Annotated in this window: 17 protein-coding genes; 8 read left to right on the top strand and 9 right to left on the bottom strand. The window is 36.8% G+C overall.

The window, feature by feature from the left end; genetic code table 11:
- Positions 1-3: 3 nt before the first annotated feature.
- The 3 genes from ACFRAE_RS07255 to ACFRAE_RS07245 are packed head-to-tail and all read right to left on the bottom strand — an operon-like array spanning position 4 to position 2,955.
- Entirely contained in the window at positions 4-1,473 is a 1,470-nt protein-coding gene (locus ACFRAE_RS07255) for a lipopolysaccharide biosynthesis protein (RefSeq protein ID WP_422796469.1), read from the bottom strand.
- A 1-nt stretch (position 1,474) separates the two neighbouring features.
- Positions 1,475-1,756 (bottom strand): acylphosphatase, encoded by a 282-nt coding sequence (locus ACFRAE_RS07250; RefSeq protein WP_422796468.1) that lies wholly within the window; start codon positions 1,754-1,756, stop codon positions 1,475-1,477.
- A gap of 35 nt (positions 1,757-1,791) precedes the next feature.
- Positions 1,792-2,955: an amidohydrolase family protein gene (locus ACFRAE_RS07245; RefSeq protein ID WP_422796467.1), complete on the bottom strand. Its 1,164-nt coding sequence runs from the start codon at positions 2,953-2,955 to the stop codon at positions 1,792-1,794.
- Positions 2,956-3,308: 353 nt separating this feature from the next.
- Here ACFRAE_RS07245 and ACFRAE_RS07240 point away from each other — a divergent pair, with 353 nt between their 5' ends.
- From ACFRAE_RS07240 to ACFRAE_RS07230, 3 genes are all read left to right on the top strand, one after another.
- On the top strand, positions 3,309-5,762 hold the full coding sequence (locus ACFRAE_RS07240) for a TonB-dependent receptor (RefSeq protein WP_422796466.1): 2,454 nt from the start codon (positions 3,309-3,311) through the stop codon (positions 5,760-5,762).
- Positions 5,763-5,870: 108 nt separating this feature from the next.
- On the top strand, positions 5,871-6,329 hold the full coding sequence (dtd, locus tag ACFRAE_RS07235) for a D-aminoacyl-tRNA deacylase (RefSeq protein WP_422796465.1): 459 nt from the start codon (positions 5,871-5,873) through the stop codon (positions 6,327-6,329).
- 10 nt (positions 6,330-6,339) lie between these two features.
- The gene (locus ACFRAE_RS07230; RefSeq protein WP_422796464.1) at positions 6,340-6,666 is read left to right on the top strand and encodes a nucleotide pyrophosphohydrolase; all 327 of its coding nucleotides are present in this window, start codon (positions 6,340-6,342) and stop codon (positions 6,664-6,666) included.
- 35 nt (positions 6,667-6,701) lie between these two features.
- Here the strand turns inward: ACFRAE_RS07230 and ACFRAE_RS07225 are convergent, their stop codons facing one another.
- Positions 6,702-7,463, bottom strand: a complete 762-nt coding sequence (locus ACFRAE_RS07225; RefSeq protein ID WP_422796463.1) for an endonuclease/exonuclease/phosphatase family protein — start codon at positions 7,461-7,463, stop codon at positions 6,702-6,704.
- A 65-nt stretch (positions 7,464-7,528) separates the two neighbouring features.
- On the opposite strand from ACFRAE_RS07225, the gene ggt reads away from it, so the two are divergent.
- Both ggt and ACFRAE_RS07215 read left to right on the top strand, forming a co-directional pair.
- Positions 7,529-9,223 carry a gamma-glutamyltransferase gene (ggt, locus tag ACFRAE_RS07220; RefSeq protein ID WP_422796462.1) on the top strand — a complete coding sequence of 565 codons (1,695 nt, stop codon included), beginning with the start codon at positions 7,529-7,531 and terminating at the stop codon, positions 9,221-9,223.
- A gap of 115 nt (positions 9,224-9,338) precedes the next feature.
- Positions 9,339-9,803 carry a hypothetical protein gene (locus tag ACFRAE_RS07215; RefSeq protein ID WP_422796461.1) on the top strand — a complete coding sequence of 155 codons (465 nt, stop codon included), beginning with the start codon at positions 9,339-9,341 and terminating at the stop codon, positions 9,801-9,803.
- Here the strand turns inward: ACFRAE_RS07215 and rmuC are convergent.
- Together rmuC and ACFRAE_RS07205 are read right to left on the bottom strand one after the other, a co-directional pair.
- Positions 9,800-11,122 carry a DNA recombination protein RmuC gene (rmuC, locus tag ACFRAE_RS07210; protein ID WP_422796460.1) on the bottom strand — a complete coding sequence of 441 codons (1,323 nt, stop codon included), beginning with the start codon at positions 11,120-11,122 and terminating at the stop codon, positions 9,800-9,802. The two genes, ACFRAE_RS07215 and rmuC, sit on opposite strands and share 4 nt — an antisense overlap.
- Positions 11,123-11,145: 23 nt before the next feature.
- Positions 11,146-12,333: a formimidoylglutamase gene (locus tag ACFRAE_RS07205; RefSeq protein WP_422796459.1), complete on the bottom strand. Its 1,188-nt coding sequence runs from the start codon at positions 12,331-12,333 to the stop codon at positions 11,146-11,148.
- 112 nt (positions 12,334-12,445) lie between these two features.
- On the opposite strand from ACFRAE_RS07205, the gene ACFRAE_RS07200 reads away from it, so the two are divergent.
- Both ACFRAE_RS07200 and ACFRAE_RS07195 read left to right on the top strand, forming a co-directional pair.
- Positions 12,446-13,411, top strand: a complete 966-nt coding sequence (locus tag ACFRAE_RS07200; RefSeq protein ID WP_422796458.1) for an NAD-dependent epimerase/dehydratase family protein — start codon at positions 12,446-12,448, stop codon at positions 13,409-13,411.
- A gap of 23 nt (positions 13,412-13,434) precedes the next feature.
- Positions 13,435-14,730, top strand: a complete 1,296-nt coding sequence (locus ACFRAE_RS07195) for an HAD-IB family phosphatase (RefSeq protein ID WP_422796457.1) — start codon at positions 13,435-13,437, stop codon at positions 14,728-14,730.
- 68 nt (positions 14,731-14,798) lie between these two features.
- Here ACFRAE_RS07195 and ACFRAE_RS07190 read toward each other — a convergent pair whose 3' ends face one another.
- Complete coding sequence (locus ACFRAE_RS07190) at positions 14,799-17,189, bottom strand: TonB-dependent receptor domain-containing protein (RefSeq protein ID WP_422796456.1); 2,391 nt, start codon at positions 17,187-17,189, stop codon at positions 14,799-14,801.
- Between the two features lie 118 nt (positions 17,190-17,307).
- Here ACFRAE_RS07190 and ACFRAE_RS07185 point away from each other — a divergent pair, with 118 nt between their 5' ends.
- Complete coding sequence (locus tag ACFRAE_RS07185) at positions 17,308-18,222, top strand: helix-turn-helix domain-containing protein (protein WP_422796455.1); 915 nt, start codon at positions 17,308-17,310, stop codon at positions 18,220-18,222.
- A 6-nt stretch (positions 18,223-18,228) separates the two neighbouring features.
- On the opposite strand, the gene ACFRAE_RS07180 is transcribed toward ACFRAE_RS07185, so the two are convergent.
- Both ACFRAE_RS07180 and efp read right to left on the bottom strand, forming a co-directional pair.
- Positions 18,229-18,798: a 5-formyltetrahydrofolate cyclo-ligase gene (locus ACFRAE_RS07180; RefSeq protein WP_422796454.1), complete on the bottom strand. Its 570-nt coding sequence runs from the start codon at positions 18,796-18,798 to the stop codon at positions 18,229-18,231.
- A 74-nt stretch (positions 18,799-18,872) separates the two neighbouring features.
- Positions 18,873-19,433, bottom strand: coding sequence for an elongation factor P (gene efp, locus ACFRAE_RS07175; RefSeq protein ID WP_422796453.1), 561 nt, complete (start codon positions 19,431-19,433; stop codon positions 18,873-18,875).
- Positions 19,434-19,445: the final 12 nt, after the last annotated feature.

Here is a 19,445-nt window from a genome sequence, read left to right as displayed (position 1 = left end):
ACCTTAATTTCGGATAAACTTCTTCAGATTGTTTTTTTCTAGGTAAAAGACTACACTCACAAATACCAACAATAAGACGTTTCCTATCCAAAAACCTTGATTAGAAGCTAACCAAGCGGTTCCAGAACCAACGATCAAATAGATGACAATCTTTTTCACAGGATAAGGTATAGGGTAATTTTTCTGCCCCCAAAAATACGATAAGCCAAGCATGGATAAATACGCACATGTTGTTGCAAAAACAGCACCTTGATAAGAATAACTAGGTATCAAACCAAAATTAAGGATAATAGTGATTATGGCTCCGATTCCAGAAATATACAAACCATACCTTGTTTGATCAGATAGTTTATACCATACCGATAGGTTCATATAAATACCTAGCAAAACATAGTTAAACAAAATAAAAGGTACAATGTACAAACCAGACCAATAAGATGCCAATTGATCTTCCTGACCACGAATAAAATTCTTCAACCAGCTTAAATTCGCACAAATACCAATCATGACGATGAGCATCCCGATTACAAAGTACTCCATGATACCTGCATAGGTTTTCCTGGCATTCTCGTGTTTTGCATGCGAGAAAAAGAAAGGCTCTGCTCCTAGCCTAAATGCAGTCACAAATAAACTCAAGAATACGGCGATTTTTGTAGCCGCACCATAACTTCCTGTCTCTTCATTCCCACCTTCAGGCAATAGCATCGGAATAATCATTTTATCCAGATTCTCATTGATAATAAAGGATATGTTGGCAATTAAAATAGGGAAGCTATAATTCAACATGCTCTTCAACAACTTCCTTTCTACTCTAAAACGGAATCCCATCATCTGTGGTAACAACAGTACTACTGTCAGCACACTAGCGATCACATTAGCCAAAAACACATTACCCAACCAGCCCTCTCGGTACCAGCTATTTATAAAAGAATATTGATCATTAAATTTGGGAAAGACATAAAGCAAGATCAGCACACAAGTCACATAAATTACGATGTTCAGTGACTTTATTAGGCTGTATCGTATAGGTCTTCCTTCGGCTCTCAGTTTCGCAAAAGGAATTACAGCAACCGCATCAGCAGCCAGCATAACTGCAAAATACTTAACGTAAGTAGTATAATCTGATAGCTGTTCTCCATTGCTCAATAAGCTAGCAATAGGTGTAGAAAATATAAAAACCGTAATTAAAAAAAGGAATGCGGCAATTAAGGTAATAAAGAAACTAGTGTCAAAAACCTTTTTCTTATCCCCCTCCACCTTTTGAAGATATCGAAAAAAAGTAGTTTCCATGCCAAACGCCAAGACAGCGTTTACAAAAGATGCATAGGCATATAAATTCGTTAAGATACCATAAACACTCGTCGCGAAGCTACTCGTGAAGATGGGGGTCATGATAAAATTCAGCATTCTTGATAATATGGTAGTTACCCCATAAATCATTGTATCGCCGACAAACCTTTTTATTCCAGACACCTTAACTTAATTTCTTGATAACCTCAAAGTTTTTAAATCCCTGTAGTGCTGTAAACTCTTCAACATCTACAGCTTCCACTTCAGCATCTTGAGGTCCTTCTTTCAGAAAGTCCAATAACGAATCAAGGCCGAAGTTATCCCCTTCAGCCTCAATATATACAGTACCATCTGGTTTGTTCATCACAAATCCTTTAACCTCAAGTTGATCAGCAACAGCCTTTGTACTTGCTCTAAAGAATACTTTCTGAACTTTGCCACGAATGATTATTTTCCAATGCTTCATGGCACAAAGGTAAAACAAGAATCAGAAAATCAAAATTATCTAATTCTTCTCACTTTAACTTTTTCATCCAATTTAAAAGTCTCCATACCTTCCAATAAAACAAGACCAGGTTTCTTACCTTCTTCCAAAGAACCAAGTTCATGATCTAAGTTCAAGGCTTTAGCCCCATTTAAGGTGGCCCATTTGATAGTTTCTTGAAAATCTAGATGATTATATTCATTATGCAATACTTTTAGTTCTTCCAAAATATCTAACGTATCATTAGAAGCTAAACTATCTGTACCCAAAATAATATTGTATTTACCTAACATGAAGTTTTCAATCTTTGGTAAACGATCCTCAATATATAAATTGGCTTTAGGACAAAAACAAAAAAACACATCCCTTCCCATACGGTCTACAAAATCCAAGTCTTTGATGGACGTATAAGTATTATGAACTAAAATCAATTTATTTTTTGCAGGAATATACGGTAGAAAGGACTGTAATGAATTTCTAGCCTGCGCTTTAAATTCATCAAAATTGTAAGCTATTTTTTTATAGAATTCTAAAAATTCTCCTTTTTTATAGCGGAATAACTTATTCTCTTCATCACTTTCTTGATTATGAATACTGATGATATTATCTTCGCTAATGGCCTTTTTTAACGATTTAAATAAATATTTAGAACTTGAATATGGCGCATGTGGAGTGATGGAGGAATGTTTATAATCAAAGTGAAATTCTATTTCCTTTGCATTGTCGATCCGTTTAACCACGTCATCTTTATTCAAGGCCATAACTTCCACAAAAGTATGATATGCTATAGGACTAGCTTCTTTCACTTGCGCTGTTACTGCAGAATTCACATGATCCCCAACCGCTTGAATTCCATTGTCATACATCGTTTTATCTGCATCAAGCATCGCTTGTTCAACATTTGACTGATTCAGTTCACGACCATCCATTACAGCTTCTAAAAACTTCGGTAGTCCAGTTTTTTGAGCGATTACACCAGCCATATGAGATAATTCTAAATGGCAATGTGCATTGATAAAGCCAGGAATTAATGCCCCTTTAAAATACTCCACTTGAGCTTCATCAATCTCCCCAGGATTGAATACTCCTTTTACAACACCGTGGTCATCCATGGCAACTATTCCCTTTTTTATTGCAGGACTTGCAACGGGAAATACAACATCAGCACCGTAATACTTCATACAATTAATAGTTCTGTTTTTTTTAAGTTAGCGTAATTTGCCCATTAGGCAGTCTGCCAATTTACAAAAAATAAACCAATGTTTAACTATTAAAACAATAATTGCGAATTTGTTACAAAACTAAAAATATTTTGTTTTAATCCAGTAAAAAACTAGATTTGTGCCGTCTATTAGGGGTGCCTTGTTTTTTAACACAAATAAAGGCTGAGATTATACCCAGTGCATATGCGTTGATTAATAGCATGCACATACCTGATCTGGATAATGCCAGCGTAGGGAAGGTAGGTTAAATAACACTTGTTGTGACCCCTTACAACAAGAAAGTTTAACTCATTTACAAAACAATATTTATTATGCTTAACAAGTTCATTTTAGTATGTTTAACTTGCTTTACGGTGTTTTCTGCCTATGCGCAGCATGAATTACAAATCCAAATTACCAATAAAGGAAAAGTTCCATTGCAAGGGGCATCGGTAAAATTAAACCACCTTTCGATGACAAGCAATCGTCAGGGTCAGGTACAATTTTCAAAATTATCCGATCGATCTTATTCGCTAAATATATCCTTTGTGGGGTATAGGGACACAAGTCTTCAAATCAATCCAGCAAAACAATCTTTGATTAGCATTCCATTACAAGAAAAGTTATATCAAACAGAAGAAATATATGTCACAGCTACCCGCGCAAAGCATAACTCCGCGACGACCTATAAGAATCTGAGCAAAGAAGAAATTAGCAAAAAGAATTTAGGACAAGATATCCCATACCTATTAGATCAAACAGCAGGTGTAGTTATAGGTTCAGACGCTGGTGCCGGTATAGGCTATACCAATATGACCATTCGCGGTTCCGACAATGAACGTATCAACGTTACACTAAACGGCATACCATTAAACAATCCAGAAAGCATGGGTTCCTTTTTTGTCAATTTACCAGACTTTGCTTCCAGTACCCAAAGTATACAAATTCAACGTGGAATAGGCACTTCCACTAACGGTGCAGGCGCATTTGGCGCCTCTCTAAACATACAAACTGACGCCTTAGAACCCAATGCTTATGTAGAATTCAACAACAGTTACGGATCTTTTAATTCTTGGAAAAACACGTTGAAAGTTGGTTCAGGTTTAATTAAAAACAAATACGCTTTCAATGCGCGTCTATCTAACATCACTTCCGATGGATTCATTGACCGAGCCAGCTCGAATTTAAAATCCTTCTATGTCGATGGAGGAATTTACGGCAAAAAACATCAACTAAAAGCAACAGTTTTTTCAGGAAAAGAAAAAACATATCAAGCATGGTATGGGCTTCCATCGCCTTTATTTGAGGGAAATCTCCAAAACATCGATGATTATGCTTCAGCCATGGAACTTTATACACCTGAAGAAATAGAACGCTTAAAAAATGGTGGATTGCGCTATAACATATACACATACGATAATCAAACTGATAATTATACCCAAACGCATAGCCATTTAAACTACACATTTAAACCAAGCATCAACACCAGCATCAATGCCGCCCTACACTATACCCGTGGAGCCGGATATTACGAGGAGTTTAGGTTGTCAGATGAACTCGCTGATTATGGAATCGTATTAACTGAAAGTGGAAACCCAATTGAAAACTCGGACTTAGTTCGTCAACGTTGGTTAGATAACCATTTTTATGGATTAACTTATGCTTTGCAACATCAATTTAGCCCAATACTGCAATTCACTTTAGGTGGTGCTTACAATCAATATTTAGGCGACCATTACGGAAAGGTTATTTCCGTGAAAGCAAGCGATGCTCCAAATTACAACCATCGATACTATTTCAATGATGCGCAAAAGAATGATTTTAACATCTTCGCTAAAGCAGATTTAAATTTGGATAAATGGTTAATTAATCTGGATCTCCAATACCGAAATATCGATTACCATTCTGAAGGTGATGATGATAAAATCAAAAATTTTCATTTCAAAGATCAACACAACTTTTTCAACCCAAAAATTGGAGCTACCTATTTCATCAACTCAAATTCCAATATTTACGCATCCTATGCCTTTGCAAGCAAGGAGCCCAATCGTAAAGATTATGTAGAAAATCCAGTAAATATTTTCCCTAAGCCAGAGAAAATGCAAAATATTGAAGCAGGTTACCGTATCAATCAAGCAAGCTTTACATTAGGGGCAAATGTATACGCTATGTTGTATCAGGACCAGCTCATTCCAACTGGCAAATTAAACGACGTCGGTGAAGCATTAAGAATGAATGTGGAGAACAGTCATCGAATAGGAATAGAAGCGGATGCTTCTTGGGCTATATCCCGATTATTCACATGGTCTGCTACTGCCGCATTGAGCCAAAACAAAATCAAAAACTTTACAGAATCGGTAAATATCTATAATGACAATTGGGATAAAGTAGGCGAACAAGCGTATTTTTACAAGAGTACGGATATTGCAAAGTCTCCTTCAGCAATTTTATCCAATAATTTAACCTATAATCCTAGCGCTGCAATAGCCATCAGCTTTTTAAGCAAATATGTTTCCAAAATGTATTTAGACAATTCAAGCGCTGAAGAAAGGAGCCTTAAATCATCATTGGTGCACCATGCTCAAGCCACCTATCGTTTCAAAGCTTTTGGACTAAACTCCATTGCACTAAATTTACTAGTAAACAACCTGTTTAATGCGACATATGCAACAAACGGTTATACCTGGGGTCAGATCTTTGAATCCAAGGGCAGCCGAGATTACTACAATTTCTATTATCCACAAGCAGGAACAAACTTTTTGCTAGGTTTAAATATTAGATTCTAACCTCAATTTGAAAACAATAGATCATAACCCTTCGGCCTAAAGCTGAAGGGTTATTTTTTGCAGCTGTTCACATTTGCTTAGTAGGTTTATACTAGTTATTTTTACCCCATGCGAGCAGTCATACAACGAGTTTCCCATGCATCTTGTACAGTAGATGCGCAAATAACAGGAAAAATAAACCAAGGATTATTAGTGCTCATCGGCATAGAAGATGAAGACCAAGAAGAGGACATGCACTGGTTATCCCAAAAGTTAGTCAACTTAAGGATATTCTCTGATGAACAAAACCTGATGAATAAATCCGTCCAAGATATTGATGGCAATATCTTATTAATTTCGCAGTTCACCCTGTTTGCACAGACCAAGAAAGGCAATAGACCATCCTTTATTCGAGCAGCAAGGCCAGAAAAAGCAAAACCCATGTATGAGGAGATGGCGAATTTACTTTCAACTTTATTGCAAAAGGAAGTTCAAGTGGGTGTATTTGGAGGGGATATGAAAATTGATTTAAGGAATGATGGGCCTGTAACCATTATGATGAATACAAAAGATAGAGATAACTTTTAAGTTAAAAAAGATGACAATAGAACAAGCCCAAGAATCCGTAGATCAATGGATAAAAACCACCGGAATTCGATATTTTAATGAATTGACTAATACAGCGATGTTAATGGAAGAAGTTGGTGAAGTTGCACGTATTATGGCCCGCCAATACGGAGAGCAATCCTTCAAAACATCGGACAAAGAAGTTAACCTGGCAGATGAAATGGCAGATGTACTTTTTGTGTTAATTTGTTTAGCAAACCAAACCGGAATCAATTTAACAGAAGCGTTAGAAGCTAATTTAGTCAAGAAAAACATCAGGGATGCAGACCGTCATAAAAACAATGAGAAACTCAGGTAATAAAATCTCCTTGTATTTAGATCAAATGCCTTACCCTAATTCTCAAATTTTATCTCTGCTAAAACAGGTAAATGGTCAGAAGCATACGATTCATTAATTACCTCGTATCTCAACCATTTAAACTTTTTGTTTTTCAAAACCATGATGTAATCTATTTCATTTCTTGGATCAATATTAGGGGAAGTAGGTTTATTGCTAGTCGTATTTCGAATAAAATATTCCTCCAATTGCTGAATAGGTTTTGCTGTTGGTTTCGCATTTAAATCACCAACAAGGATCAATGGTCCTTGGTACAATTCGCCCAATTCATTGATAAATGCGGTTTGAGCAATTCTGTTTTCCTCTTTTAAATCCAAATGTGTATTGGCAATAGAAACCTTCTTACCATTCGGCATTTCAATATCCACAATTGCTAATGAACGATTTTCACTTTTTACAGGCATAGGTAGGTCATACCTCCTCTTCCCAACAATTTTATGTTTACTTAAAATCAAAGTTCCGTAATAGCCTTTTTCTAAATCTATGCCCTTAGAAAAATAATAATCCATACCCGTCAATTCCGCAAGTTTCTCCGCCTGATTCACCATTTCCGATCTAGAAACATGAATATCAACCTCTTGCACACCGACCACATCCACATCTGCCTCATTAATTACTTTGGCAATAGCTGCTAAATCAATGACATTAGGTTTTGATGGAGGATTCGCATGATGGATATTATAGGATAAAACTTTAATCGTTTGTGCCTGTAATGATATCGTAAAGATTACTGCAAAACCCAATAACAACTTTTTCATAGATTTAATTTTTTAATGAATATAAAACTAATCAACTAATATTACCAAATTATTATCTTTATTCCATGAATAAAACAAATCTCTTTTTCCTATTCTTTATTGTTCTTTTTCATGCTTCATGCTCGTTGAATCATCAAAAAGCAACGACGACTAATGAGTATAAACATGCTGCCGTAATTACCGCTCATCCCATCGCTTCTCAAGTTGGACTTGACATTCTCAAAAAAGGTGGCAATGCTGTGGATGCTGCTATAGCTGTTAAATTTGCTTTAGCAGTGGTTTATCCAAATGCTGGAAATTTAGGTGGCGGCGGCTTCATGGTGTATCGATCCAAAACAGGAGAAGTTGCCTCCTTAGATTTTCGAGAAAAAGCTCCAGGAAAAGCATTTAAAGACATGTACTTGGATGATGAAGGTAACCCGCTCACGGAACTTTCTGTTTATGGCCATTTAGCTGCAGGAGTACCAGGTGCCGTTGCAGGTATGGAAGAGGCATTTAAGAAATATGGTAGTTTAAAATGGAAGGATTTAATTCAACCAGCGATTGATCTAGCTCGCAAAGGCTTTCCAATAACTGCTTCACAGGCGAGAGAATTTAATTACTACCAAGAACGGTTTAAAAAAATAAATCCAAACGGTGCAGCGATTATACGAGAACAAGCTTGGAAAGATGGAGATGTTTTTGTACAGCAACAATTAGGAGAAACCTTAGTCCGAATCGCTCAAGAAGGACGAGACGGATTTTATAAAGGAAAGACAGCCGATTATATCGTTGCTGAAATGAAAAGAGGTAATGGTATTATTAGTCATCAAGACTTACTGGACTACCAAGCCATTTGGCGTAAACCCATTGTTGGAAATTACAAAAATTATAAAATAATCTCCATGCCGCCTCCATCCAGTGGTGGAGTAGCGCTTATGGGCTTATTGCAATCTGTCGAAAAATATCCATTAGCAAAATGGGGATTTCAACACGACAGCACTGTTCGCGCAATGGTAGAAGCCGAAAGAAGAATTTATGCAGATCGGGCCACCCATTTAGGTGATCCAGATTTTTATAAGGTTCCTGTAGAACATCTGACCGACGCAACTTTTAATCAAGCAAGAATGTCTAAAGTAAATTTAGCAAAAGCAACCGCTAGTGATGATATAAAGGCTGCAAAATTCCCAGGGTATGAATCCGAGCAAACAACACATTACAGCATCGTTGATAAAGCTGGAAATGCTGTTTCCCTTACCACAACGATCAACGGATCCTACGGTTCATGTGTTTGGGTAGATGGTGCAGGGTTCTTGTTAAATAATGAAATGGATGATTTCTCGGTAAAACCCGGAACACCAAATATGTATGGTCTATTAGGCGGTAAAGCCAATGCAGTAGAACCTGGTAAAAGGATGTTAAGTGCCATGACTCCTACCATAGTAGAAGAAAATGGGAAGCTTAAAATGGTTGTGGGCACTCCCGGAGGCTCCACCATTATCACTTCCGTATTTCAAACCATTTTAAACGTGCTTGAATTTAACATGACCGCACAAGAATCTGTTAGTGCCGCACGATTTCATCATCAATGGAAACCCGAATATATTGATGTAGAAGCCAATGCTATCGATGAAAAAACTCGAGAAAGCTTGCTAAAAGATGGTTATAAAATTAATAAGCGAGGTTCCATAGGCCGTGTAGAAAACATCGTCATCCTTCCCAATGGCCGTTTACAAACAGGGGCCGATCATCGCGGTGATGATACCGCTGCAGGTTATTAATAGCAGAAACAAATTAAAATAGGACTTTCCAATTGGAAAGTCCTATTTTTTTTAGCATATTTATAACTAACATTGTGTTTTCAACAAACTCTAAACCTTTAAACTATAACCGATTATGAAAGCCATTTTGATTTCCCTTCTACTTATTATAACATTTTCCACGATTCACGGACAACAACCTAAACTGGTTAAAATCCCTATTAGCGGCATGGTAATGGATGCCAATTATCATAAACCAATTATTGGCGTTTCCGTTCAATTTATGAACAAAGAAATTACACAGACTGACAAGGATGGTTACTTTAAATCAGAAGTAGAAGTAGACACCTCTAAAATTAGATCACTCAGTATTACTTTCAATAAATATCCATATGGTGTAGTAGTAGATTATGGCATTAAATTAAAAGAAAATCAGTTAAAAGGGCAAAATTTTATTATAGGATTAGTCGATTTGAAGAATAAGGATAAACCTTACTTTTCCGACCGTATAGATGGGACGTTAACCCTAACAGCGATAAAAAAAAGGTTTGAACAGATTAAAAGCAAATTGACTAATAAAAACGAAAAAAAAGGCAATTAATCTTCTAAATATCGCTGATCTATTTGTTTATTGGCTTTAGCGCCTAAGACTTTTAATTGTTCAATTTTTCTAATCACATTACCATGGCCTGAACTTAATTTTTTCATGGCCTCTTCGTGTTTATTGGAAGCTTTAGCTAAAAATTGTTGTAACTGATCCATATCATCCAAAAAACTCACCACCTTATCATAGAGCAATCCTGCTTCTTTTGCTATTTCCAACACATTTCTGTTTTGTCGTTCTTGTTTCCAGATACTTGCGATGGTACGTAGAGTCGCTAACAAGGTTGATGGACTAACAATGACTACTTTACGATCCCATGCATCACTAAACAACTCAGGTTTTGACTGCACAGCTAGACTCAATGATGACTCAATAGGTACAAATAGCATCACGAAATCCGGAGATTGTATCCCATATAAATTGTGGTAATCTTTAGCAGATAATTCTCGAACATGGTTTTCTAATGACTGAACATGTTGTTTTAGAAACAGCTGTCGGTCCTCTTCGGTATCCGCATTGATCGCGCGTTCATACGCCGTCAACGAAAGCTTAGCATCCACGATCAAGTGCTTCTCATCGGGCAGATAGATGATGGCATCAGGTTGCAATCGCTTTCCAGTTTTATCCTGTATAGCGACCTGCAATTTATATTCTTGATCTTTCATTAATCCCGAACGCTCCAAGACTTTCTCTAAAATCACTTCCCCCCAATTCCCTTGTTTTTTATTATCTCCTTTTAACGCTTTAGCTAAATTATTGGCCTCCTCACGGATCTGATTACTCTGCAGCATCAATTGTTCGACAGCGCCCTTTAAAACATGCCTTTCGGCAGACTCTTGCTGATAGGTCTTCTCTACTCGTTCTTCAAAGGATTTTATTTTCTCTTTTAGCGGGTTTAATACCAAACCAATTTGTTCTTGGTTGTATTCGGTAAATTTCTTGGATTTTTCTTCTAAAATTTTATTGGCCAAAACCTGGAACTCTTGATTAAACTGTTGTTTGATCGCGACCAATTCCAATTTTTGATCTTCAAACTTTTCTTGCTGCGCATGTAGGTAAGCGGTAGTCCCCTCTAATGTCCGCTCCACCGCTTGCTTTTCTTGTGATAATGCCTCACGCTCCATAAGCAATTTAGTCTTATCCGCTTGCAATAATGCTTCCCGTTCCGTTACCTTGGCTAATGTTATTTCTAGATATTGCTTTTCTTTATTTGTTAGCTCATACGCTTCCTTACTAATTGATTTGGCATTACGATAAAGCAATAATAAACAGGCAATAAATAAAGCAACGATGATAAAAACGTAGACAAGCTCCATAGCAAACAAATTTAGAGGAGTGATTACTGTAGTTTTTGATGTGTTTTCCACCATAAATCTGGCATCTCACCAGATACAGCAAGTTGATAATCTTCATACCGGCAGGGAACCAAATAAAACCGTTCGTTTACAGATTTAGAACCAAAATAAGGAACTTGCATCCACCATCGATCGGACTTCTTACTTTTCACAAAAACCAATTCATACTCATCACTTTCCAACGTCGTTCTATAAATGATGTAATTCGATTTTGGATAAATTGGAGCATCCTTTTTACGGCCATAATACCCATCTACAAAACACCAAATCATTTGAGCGATCAACATTCCCGTTTGGCCCATGGGGTCAAACGTAGGATTAAACTCATAAATACCAAAAGAACTGCATTTATCAGACATACCGGCATAGCGCGCTAATTGACAGGCCTCATCCCCATACAAACCATTAGGACCTGCATTTGCATTTCCACCGGCTTCAGATGCACGGATAGCACCAATATCAAAACTTAGCATATCTGCAGAACGGATGATGGGTTCCGCTTGATCTAATTTACCAGAAAAAGAGCCCAAACGAAGCGCATTAAAAAACAATTTATCATACATATTTATCGACTCTTTACTTACTAAATAAGTTTGATAAGCGATATTACTTAGATTAAACAAGTAATCCGGTTGATGTAAAATAATGTGATTTAAATACGTTTGGGAATTTAAAGGCATATCGACAACATTCTCTTGATCTAGGTCAAACTTCGAATCGATAACCGCGACATCCACACGTTGTTCTAAATGTTCGTAGGCAAGATATTGTGCATAGGTCAAATCTTGACCTCCGCCAATCAAAATCGGAAGAATATCTTTTTTCATCAATTCTTCCAACACTAATTTAACGGCAACATAAGTGTCTTTTATCGTAGATCCCGCTTTAATATTACCTAGATCCACTATTTTAACATTATAGTCTCCTTGGTATAAATCATACAGGTGTTTTCGAACGACATCAGCTGCTTTTTGAGTGCCATTATTATTAACCGCTCCTCTCCCTTCTTCAATGCCGATTATAGCCAGGTTTGGTCTTTGTTCCTCCTCTTCCAAATCAGGAAATTCATGCTCATATTTTTGTATGATATGACCAAATTGTGAATTATAGTATTCTGTATCAATCCCAAGTTCGCTTAAAGATATAGGGGATAAAAAATCAGCTAATGTCATATTAAATATCTAATAATTGAATTTTTAGACGAGATAATCCTCATGTATTTAGCAAATATGCATTTATTAACTTACTTTTGAATAACACAATTTTTCAACAATAAGTTAGAAAGTGATTTTAGTAACAGGCGGCACAGGTTTTTTAGGTTCTACACTTTTGCAAAATCTTATAGATACAGGGCAAAGTGTCATTGCAATCAAGAGATTTAATTCTCATATTCCCGAACAACTCAAATCCTCCTCGTTAATACAGTGGGTAGATGCTGAAATCACTGATTATTTCGCATTAGCAGAAATTTTTCCGCAAATCAAGCAAGTTTATCACTGTGCAGCAAAGGTATCTTACCAAAAAGTAGATGCTGCAGAGATGTTCAACACCAATATCCAGGGTACCAAACATATTGTCAACTTATGCATCAAACACGCTGCACGACTAGTCCATGTTAGTTCTATTGCCGCTTTAGGAACCAATAAATTAGGTCTTCCTGTAAAAGAGACCGATAAATGGGAAACCTTAGGCAAGATTGCCAATTACAGCAAATCCAAGTACGAAAGTGAAATGGAAGTATGGCGAGGAATAGAAGAAGGCTTAGAGGCAGTTATCATCAACCCTTCAGTCATTATGGGCGTAGGATTTGTCATGAATGGTTCTCGCAAAATTTTCGACTTGGTTCAGAAAGGGAATAAAATTTACACCGCTGGATCTGTGGGTATTGTCGATGTACAGGATGTCGTTCGTGTCATGATCCAATTGATGCACAGTCCAATTCGTTCGGAACGGTTTATTGTAAATGCAGAAAACATCAGTAATAAAGATTTATTGATTAAAATAAGCCAGTTAATGAAAAAGCCCGAACCTCGAATTCTCGCTTCTGCTGCCTTATTGTCGATAGCATGGAGGTTATCGAAATTAATATCGCTAGTTAACGGCAAAAAACCGACGATTACTGCGGAGAATGCACAAGCTGCCAACACAAAACTGATGTTTGATAATAGCAAAATCATTCAAACTTTAGGCGTTTCATTCAAACCTATTGATGAGATTTTGAGGGAAGTATGCAAGACCTATTACCTTTAAAACAAACTTAAACTTACAATAAATTGAAAAACTATTACATCATAGATTTCGACAGTACATTTACCCAAGTCGAAGCCCTAGACGAATTAGCAAGGATATCTTTAGAAAATCATCCTGAACAAGAGAAAATTTATAACGAGATAGAACGTTTTACCAACTTAGCCATGGAAGGTAAAATTTCTTTCCGCGAAGCCTTAGCTGGACGTGTTAAACTATTGCAAGCTAATCGAACGCATTTGGATAAGTTAATTGCCCATTTAAAAAAGAAGGTTTCAAAATCGTTTAGTCGCAATAAAGAGTTTTTTAAAGAACATGCAGATAGTGCATGGATTGTTTCTGGTGGATTCAAAGAATTTATTACACCAGTGGTTAGTCAATACCATATTAAAAAAGAAAATATATACGCGAACACTTTTAAATTTGATGAAGAGGGTAATATTATCGGTTATGATGAAGAAAACCCCTTATCGTTTGAAGGTGGAAAAGTAAAATTGCTTAAAGAATTAAATATTCAAGGTAGAATATTTGGTATTGGCGATGGCTATTCCGATTTTCAATTGAAAGAGTCAGGCCTTATTGAGAAATTTTATGCATTTACAGAAAATATTTCTCGACAATCTGTAACGGATAAAGCAGACCATATTGCCCCAAGTTTTGACGAATTCTTATATGTGAACGACTTGCCGATGGCAATTTCGTACCCTAAAAACAGAATACTTTGTTTAATCGTAGGGAATGTTCCAGAAATAGCCGCTCACATCTTAAAAAGAGATGGTTTCTCCATTCGAATTAAAGAAACTTTGGAAGAAAAATATGTCAAAGATGTCGGCATGCTGTTACTTGGATCAGATGTATCCCTAGATGATGAGGTATTATCACGTGCGGACAAATTGAAAACCATAGGTTTTCTTGGCGATATGAAAGGGCAACTTTCCAAAACCATCTGTAATGAAAAAGGTATTGTAATTTTTGATGATAAAAAGCTTAAAGCTCGCAATGCGGAATTTATTCCTAGGAGAATGGCTGATTTCATTAATAATGGAGATACCGATCAATCTAGAAACTTTCCTAACCTAATTTTGCCGAAGTTAACTAGAGCTCATCGTTTGCTGCATATCCATAAAAATGTTCCTGGAATTTTAGCCCAAATCAATAATATTTACGCTGAAAACAACATTAATATATTCTCCCAATTTTTAATGACTAGAGGAGAAATTGGCTACGCGGTAACGGATATCGATGCCGAATACGATAAAGATATGTTAAAGCAGTTGAAGCGAATTGACCATACCATCAAATTCAGAATATTATATAAATAAGAATAAACATAGACTTGCTGAAATCCCTATGGATCAATAGAGTAATTTCAGCAAGTCTTTTTAATCCCTTATAAGGTATAGCCTACAGTTAATCGAAAACTTCGTGGACTTAAAGCCCTCCATCCATAATGTTTATAGCCCCATGCCGTAGGGAAATGTCCAGTATAATTAAATCTGTCGGTAACATTATTGACCATCAAATTCACTAAGAAATTCTTTCGCCTGTACGTAGCTCCCGCATCCAAGGAAAATAAATCGTCTGGAAGGTGTTTTTCCAGCGTTACAGGCCAGGCTGAACGTTTGTTCTGGTATTCATAACCCGCTGATAAATCAAGCCCATTCAACGCCCCATTTTTGATATGATAGGTTAGCCATGCGTTCGTAATATGTTTAGCTGTTCCATTTAACATCCATCCCACCCGACTTACGGTATTATTATCTTTAGTTATTTGAGCATCTGTGTACGCATAGTTTAACAGTACATTCCAATTTTCCCCAAGCTTACCCACGATGTCCAGTTCAAGCCCTTTAGAGATAGCCTCGCCTGATTGCTCGACGATTCCAGGCTTATTAGGATCTCCAGGAGTGGTGATATTCGTTCTGGTCAAATGATAAGCGGTAATTCCAGCTAATAATTGACCATCGAACCAGCTCTTTTTCAGCCCAATTTCCTTATTGATCCCTCGAGATGGGGAAGCAGCATCTCCATTTTCCAAAATTCCAGTTTGCTCTTGAAAACTTTGATCATATAAACCGTAAAGGGTAAATGTAGGTGTCAATAGTCCGGTAATACTAAACCTTGGAGTATAGGCACTATTATCCACCCTAGCCCCTTTTGATGCGCCGCTGGTCTGTGAGGTATGTGTATACCTGATTCCTGCCCCTATGCGCAACTTATCTGCTAATAGATGAGCTTCATCTTGCAAATGAATGGAATAATAGGTATAGTTTGATAAATACATGCTACCTCGTTCCCGAAGTGATTTACTTCGATCAATGAGTGGTAAATCACTTTTAGTTAATTGACCATAAACCGGTTGATAAATATTGAATACTGGACCTACTTGCTGATCAATTTCAGACCAATCTGCTACATAAAATTTATCCCCCATATCCAATCCGGCAAGCACTTGATTCTTGATGTTACCCATCGCAAATTTACCCTTTAAAAAAACCTGCCCTACTACCGATGAATTAATTGCATCGTTCATCGATATAGACCGCGTTAAATCCCCTGTTTTTACATCAATTGAATTATACCGAGCATATAGAGACTCGCCCTCCATCGCTGCGTAAATATAACCTAGCTGAGTCGTTAACATCCAATTATCCGTCAGGTAATGATTCAAACTCGAAAACAAATTATGCTCCCTTGTTACGGTAGGGTCTACAATAGGATCAGATAATGAAGCCTCTCGTGGCACATCTTTAAATCCTTCCAATCCGTAGACATATTTGGAGAACCCACCGGTAAATGAGTTTTGGGAATAAATATATTCCGTGATTAATTCTGTTTTATCAGAAATAAGATATTTTAAAGATGGATTGATGACATATTGTTCATTGGAAACATTCATTTGAAAAGAACCCTTCTTTGTACCCATCAAATTTAACCTTCCCAAAACTTTTCCATTATCGGACAATTTTCCATCCACATCTACCGAAGCTCGATATAGACCAAAACTTCCCAAGGTAAACATAGCATGGACATCATTTTGCCCTGTTGGTTTTTTGGTGACAATATTATAAAACCCGCCAGGTTGGGTGTTTCCCATCATAAATCCTGCAGGTCCTTTTACAAATTCGATCCGTTCTATGAACGACATATCTTCTCTTAAAGGCCCAAAACTGCCACTAACGTCCATCCCATTGCGTAAATTGGAAGCTCCGTATCCTCGGGCATAAATTCCTACTTTACCTTCTTCTTGGTGATATACTGTTCGAACCCCACTTACATTTTTAGTAATCCCTTCGGCTAGCGAGAGAATCGCTTGATCTTGAAAAAGCTGCTTATCCATGATTTGAATATTTTGAGGAGTAACCAACACATTTTCAGAAAGACGTAAGGTTGAGGAAGGAATCGCTCTCCGATTGACAAGAACGATGATTTCTTCCATTTGAGCTTCCGTTAAGGCCAATTCAAAAATTACCGAAAGGGTATCCACACCTGATAATTCCACCTCCAATAGTTGCTCATGCCCAAGATTTAGCGTTTTTAATTGGTATTTACCTTTTCCTAATCCTGTATATACAAAATGACCATGCTCATCCGTAATGACCTGTTTATTGCTAGGGTTTATTGCGATGCTGGCACCTTTGATCACCTCTCGATCCAAGTTAAGCAAAGTCCCTTTCAAGACACTTTTATTTTGAGCGGATAGCATCCCTGGGTTTACCCATAAGGCAAATAATAGGAGCAAACTTGTTAATTCGCAATAGTATGAAGTAATTTTTTTCATTTTAACTATGTTATTTAGAATCATTATAATTAATTTGCGCCAAAACTAATACTTGAAAATTATCAAGACTTGCTTAATCAGGAGAATTACTTTCGAGATTGGATATATGTTAAATAATATGATGGTACCCGGACAATTAGAAACTAGTGAAGAAGAAAGCTGTTGTAAACCCGCCGTTCGTGTGGTCAACAATGAGCTAAATAAAGAGGTCCTGTATCAATCTAATTTTTTAAGAATGGAGACGTTAACCATTAGACCGGTTGAAGACTATATTCATACAGCAACGGCAGTAGAGAGCGATGTAATCCATATAAAACTCCTGTTTTCAGATACATGGATAGAGGAATACATAGATCAGCAAATCGTTTTCTTAAAGCCCCAATTTTTCTACATCATGAGACGTCCAGCGGCATGTCCGATGCGAACAATTTATAAATCAGACCACAGCTATTGTAACCTGGATATCAGAATCAGTAGAGAAATTGCGCCGGCCCTATACGAAGACCTGCCAAATCAAGAAATTAAAAACAATAATCCATTGATTGAGCTTCCAATCAGTGATAAACTGATCAAAATCATTCTAGAATTCAAAAAATTAGACAATAAAGATTTGTCGAACATTTTTCTAATTATCGCGAAGCTGTTCTATTTCCTAAACGAAGTTCAACTGGTAAAAAATGAAAAAGAAAATCAAAGCCACAGCATCTACAATCCAGTAGATAGGCAAAAATTTGCAGCGATAAAAAGTTACATTCAAAACCAATACGACCGATTTCCAACCATCGCATTTATGGCTAAGGAATTTGGAATGAATTCCTGCAAATTGAAAAAAGGATTTAAAGATATTTTTGGATTGGGTTTATTTGAATATGCAAACCATGTTCGCATGGAAGTAGCGATCAACCTTTTAGAACTTAACGCCTGTTCTATAAAAGAAATTGCATTTCAACTCGGGTATACTACTCCATCTGCATTTAGCAATGCTTTTAAACGATATTTTGGTTATCCCCCAAAACAATATCCACTCCGATAAGTGCTTTTAAAAAGTATAAATTTGATGGGGAGTCAATAATACATCGATTGGAATATCCCATGCAGAGACATCATCTATTGCCGTGACAGGTTCGAAATAAGAAAGGCCTATTTTCACCAAATCTTCCCTGCACAAAGTGAAAAACCGATCATAAAAACCCTTTCCATAGCCTATGCGATTCCCCTGAATATCAGTAACTAGTAGCGGAGTGATTACGGCATCAATTTCATTAGGGTTTATTTTTAATCCATTTACTGGCTCTGGAATCCCCCAACTATTCACTTCCAGGTGGGTTTCTTGATCATATATAAAATGTTCCATTTCCTGCGTAGCAAAGTCCGATTTAGAAACTACAATTTTAAGGTTAGGGTAGACCTTCCAAATCCATGAAATGAATGCCTTGGTATTAAATTCCTTAAATTTTTCAATCGACAAAAAACAGTGTACATAATTGTATGCAGACCAATCCCAACTTTTTAACTGGGCCAATAATGCCAAATCCAATGAGGCAATCGCCTCATCTGTTAAGTCATTGCGTTTTTGCTTGTAGTGTACACGAAGGGAAGATTTATCCATAATTACAAAAAAATAGGTCTTGAAGCTGTGTAGCAAACAAGACCATTCATAATCAACCTAAACGTTAAAATTCTTTATTTTACTCGTTCAATGTAATCTCCTGTTCGAGTATCTACTTTTACTTTATCTCCTTGATTGATGAACAAAGGAACACGAATTTCTACCCCTGTTTCTACGGTTGCTGTTTTAAGAGCATTCGTCGAAGTATCTCCTTTTACCGCTGGTTCAGTGTAAGTAATTTCTAATTCCACACTTGCTGGTGTTTGCGCCATAATTGGCTCATCACTTTCGAACGCTACAATCACATTCATACCCTCTTTTAAGAAACGAGCAGCCTCTCCAAATAATGCTTTAGGAATGTTGAATTGTTCATAAGAACTATTGTCCATTACCACAAAGAAGTCCGCATCATCGTATAAATATTGATAATCGTTTGTTTCAACACGCGCGATTTCAACCTCTTCATCTGTTCTAAATCTGTATTCTACGAGTTTCCCAGTTTTTACATTTCGCATTCTCGCTTGGTAGAATGCACGTAAATTTCCAGGGGTACGGTGAATATATTCTTCTACTGCTACTAATTCTCCATTAAAACGAAGAATATTTCCATTTTTAACTTCCGAAGCTTTTGACATAATTTTTCTCTA

This window comes from Sphingobacterium sp. HJSM2_6, from assembly GCF_049316305.1.
Taxonomy (GTDB): domain Bacteria; phylum Bacteroidota; class Bacteroidia; order Sphingobacteriales; family Sphingobacteriaceae; genus Sphingobacterium.
Note: the sequence above shows the minus strand (reverse complement) of the source record. Positions and strands in the feature narration are given on the sequence as shown.

What these genes read in the sequence shown, in the direction of transcription:
- ACFRAE_RS07250 (WP_422796468.1), bottom strand. Translation starts at nt 1,756, where the DNA reads ATGAAGCATTGGAAAATAATCATTCGTGGCAAAGTTCAGAAAGTATTC.
- ACFRAE_RS07245 (WP_422796467.1), bottom strand. Translation starts at nt 2,955, where the DNA reads ATGAAGTATTACGGTGCTGATGTTGTATTTCCCGTTGCAAGTCCTGCA.
- ACFRAE_RS07240 (WP_422796466.1), top strand. Translation starts at nt 3,309, where the DNA reads ATGCTTAACAAGTTCATTTTAGTATGTTTAACTTGCTTTACGGTGTTT.
- dtd (WP_422796465.1), top strand. Translation starts at nt 5,871, where the DNA reads ATGCGAGCAGTCATACAACGAGTTTCCCATGCATCTTGTACAGTAGAT.
- ACFRAE_RS07230 (WP_422796464.1), top strand. Translation starts at nt 6,340, where the DNA reads ATGACAATAGAACAAGCCCAAGAATCCGTAGATCAATGGATAAAAACC.
- ACFRAE_RS07225 (WP_422796463.1), bottom strand. Translation starts at nt 7,463, where the DNA reads ATGAAAAAGTTGTTATTGGGTTTTGCAGTAATCTTTACGATATCATTA.
- ggt (WP_422796462.1), top strand. Translation starts at nt 7,529, where the DNA reads ATGAATAAAACAAATCTCTTTTTCCTATTCTTTATTGTTCTTTTTCAT.
- ACFRAE_RS07215 (WP_422796461.1), top strand. Translation starts at nt 9,339, where the DNA reads ATGAAAGCCATTTTGATTTCCCTTCTACTTATTATAACATTTTCCACG.
- rmuC (WP_422796460.1), bottom strand. Translation starts at nt 11,122, where the DNA reads ATGGAGCTTGTCTACGTTTTTATCATCGTTGCTTTATTTATTGCCTGT.
- ACFRAE_RS07205 (WP_422796459.1), bottom strand. Translation starts at nt 12,333, where the DNA reads ATGACATTAGCTGATTTTTTATCCCCTATATCTTTAAGCGAACTTGGG.
- ACFRAE_RS07190 (WP_422796456.1), bottom strand. Translation starts at nt 17,189, where the DNA reads ATGAAAAAAATTACTTCATACTATTGCGAATTAACAAGTTTGCTCCTA.
- ACFRAE_RS07185 (WP_422796455.1), top strand. Translation starts at nt 17,308, where the DNA reads ATGATGGTACCCGGACAATTAGAAACTAGTGAAGAAGAAAGCTGTTGT.
- ACFRAE_RS07180 (WP_422796454.1), bottom strand. Translation starts at nt 18,798, where the DNA reads ATGGATAAATCTTCCCTTCGTGTACACTACAAGCAAAAACGCAATGAC.
- efp (WP_422796453.1), bottom strand. Translation starts at nt 19,433, where the DNA reads ATGTCAAAAGCTTCGGAAGTTAAAAATGGAAATATTCTTCGTTTTAAT.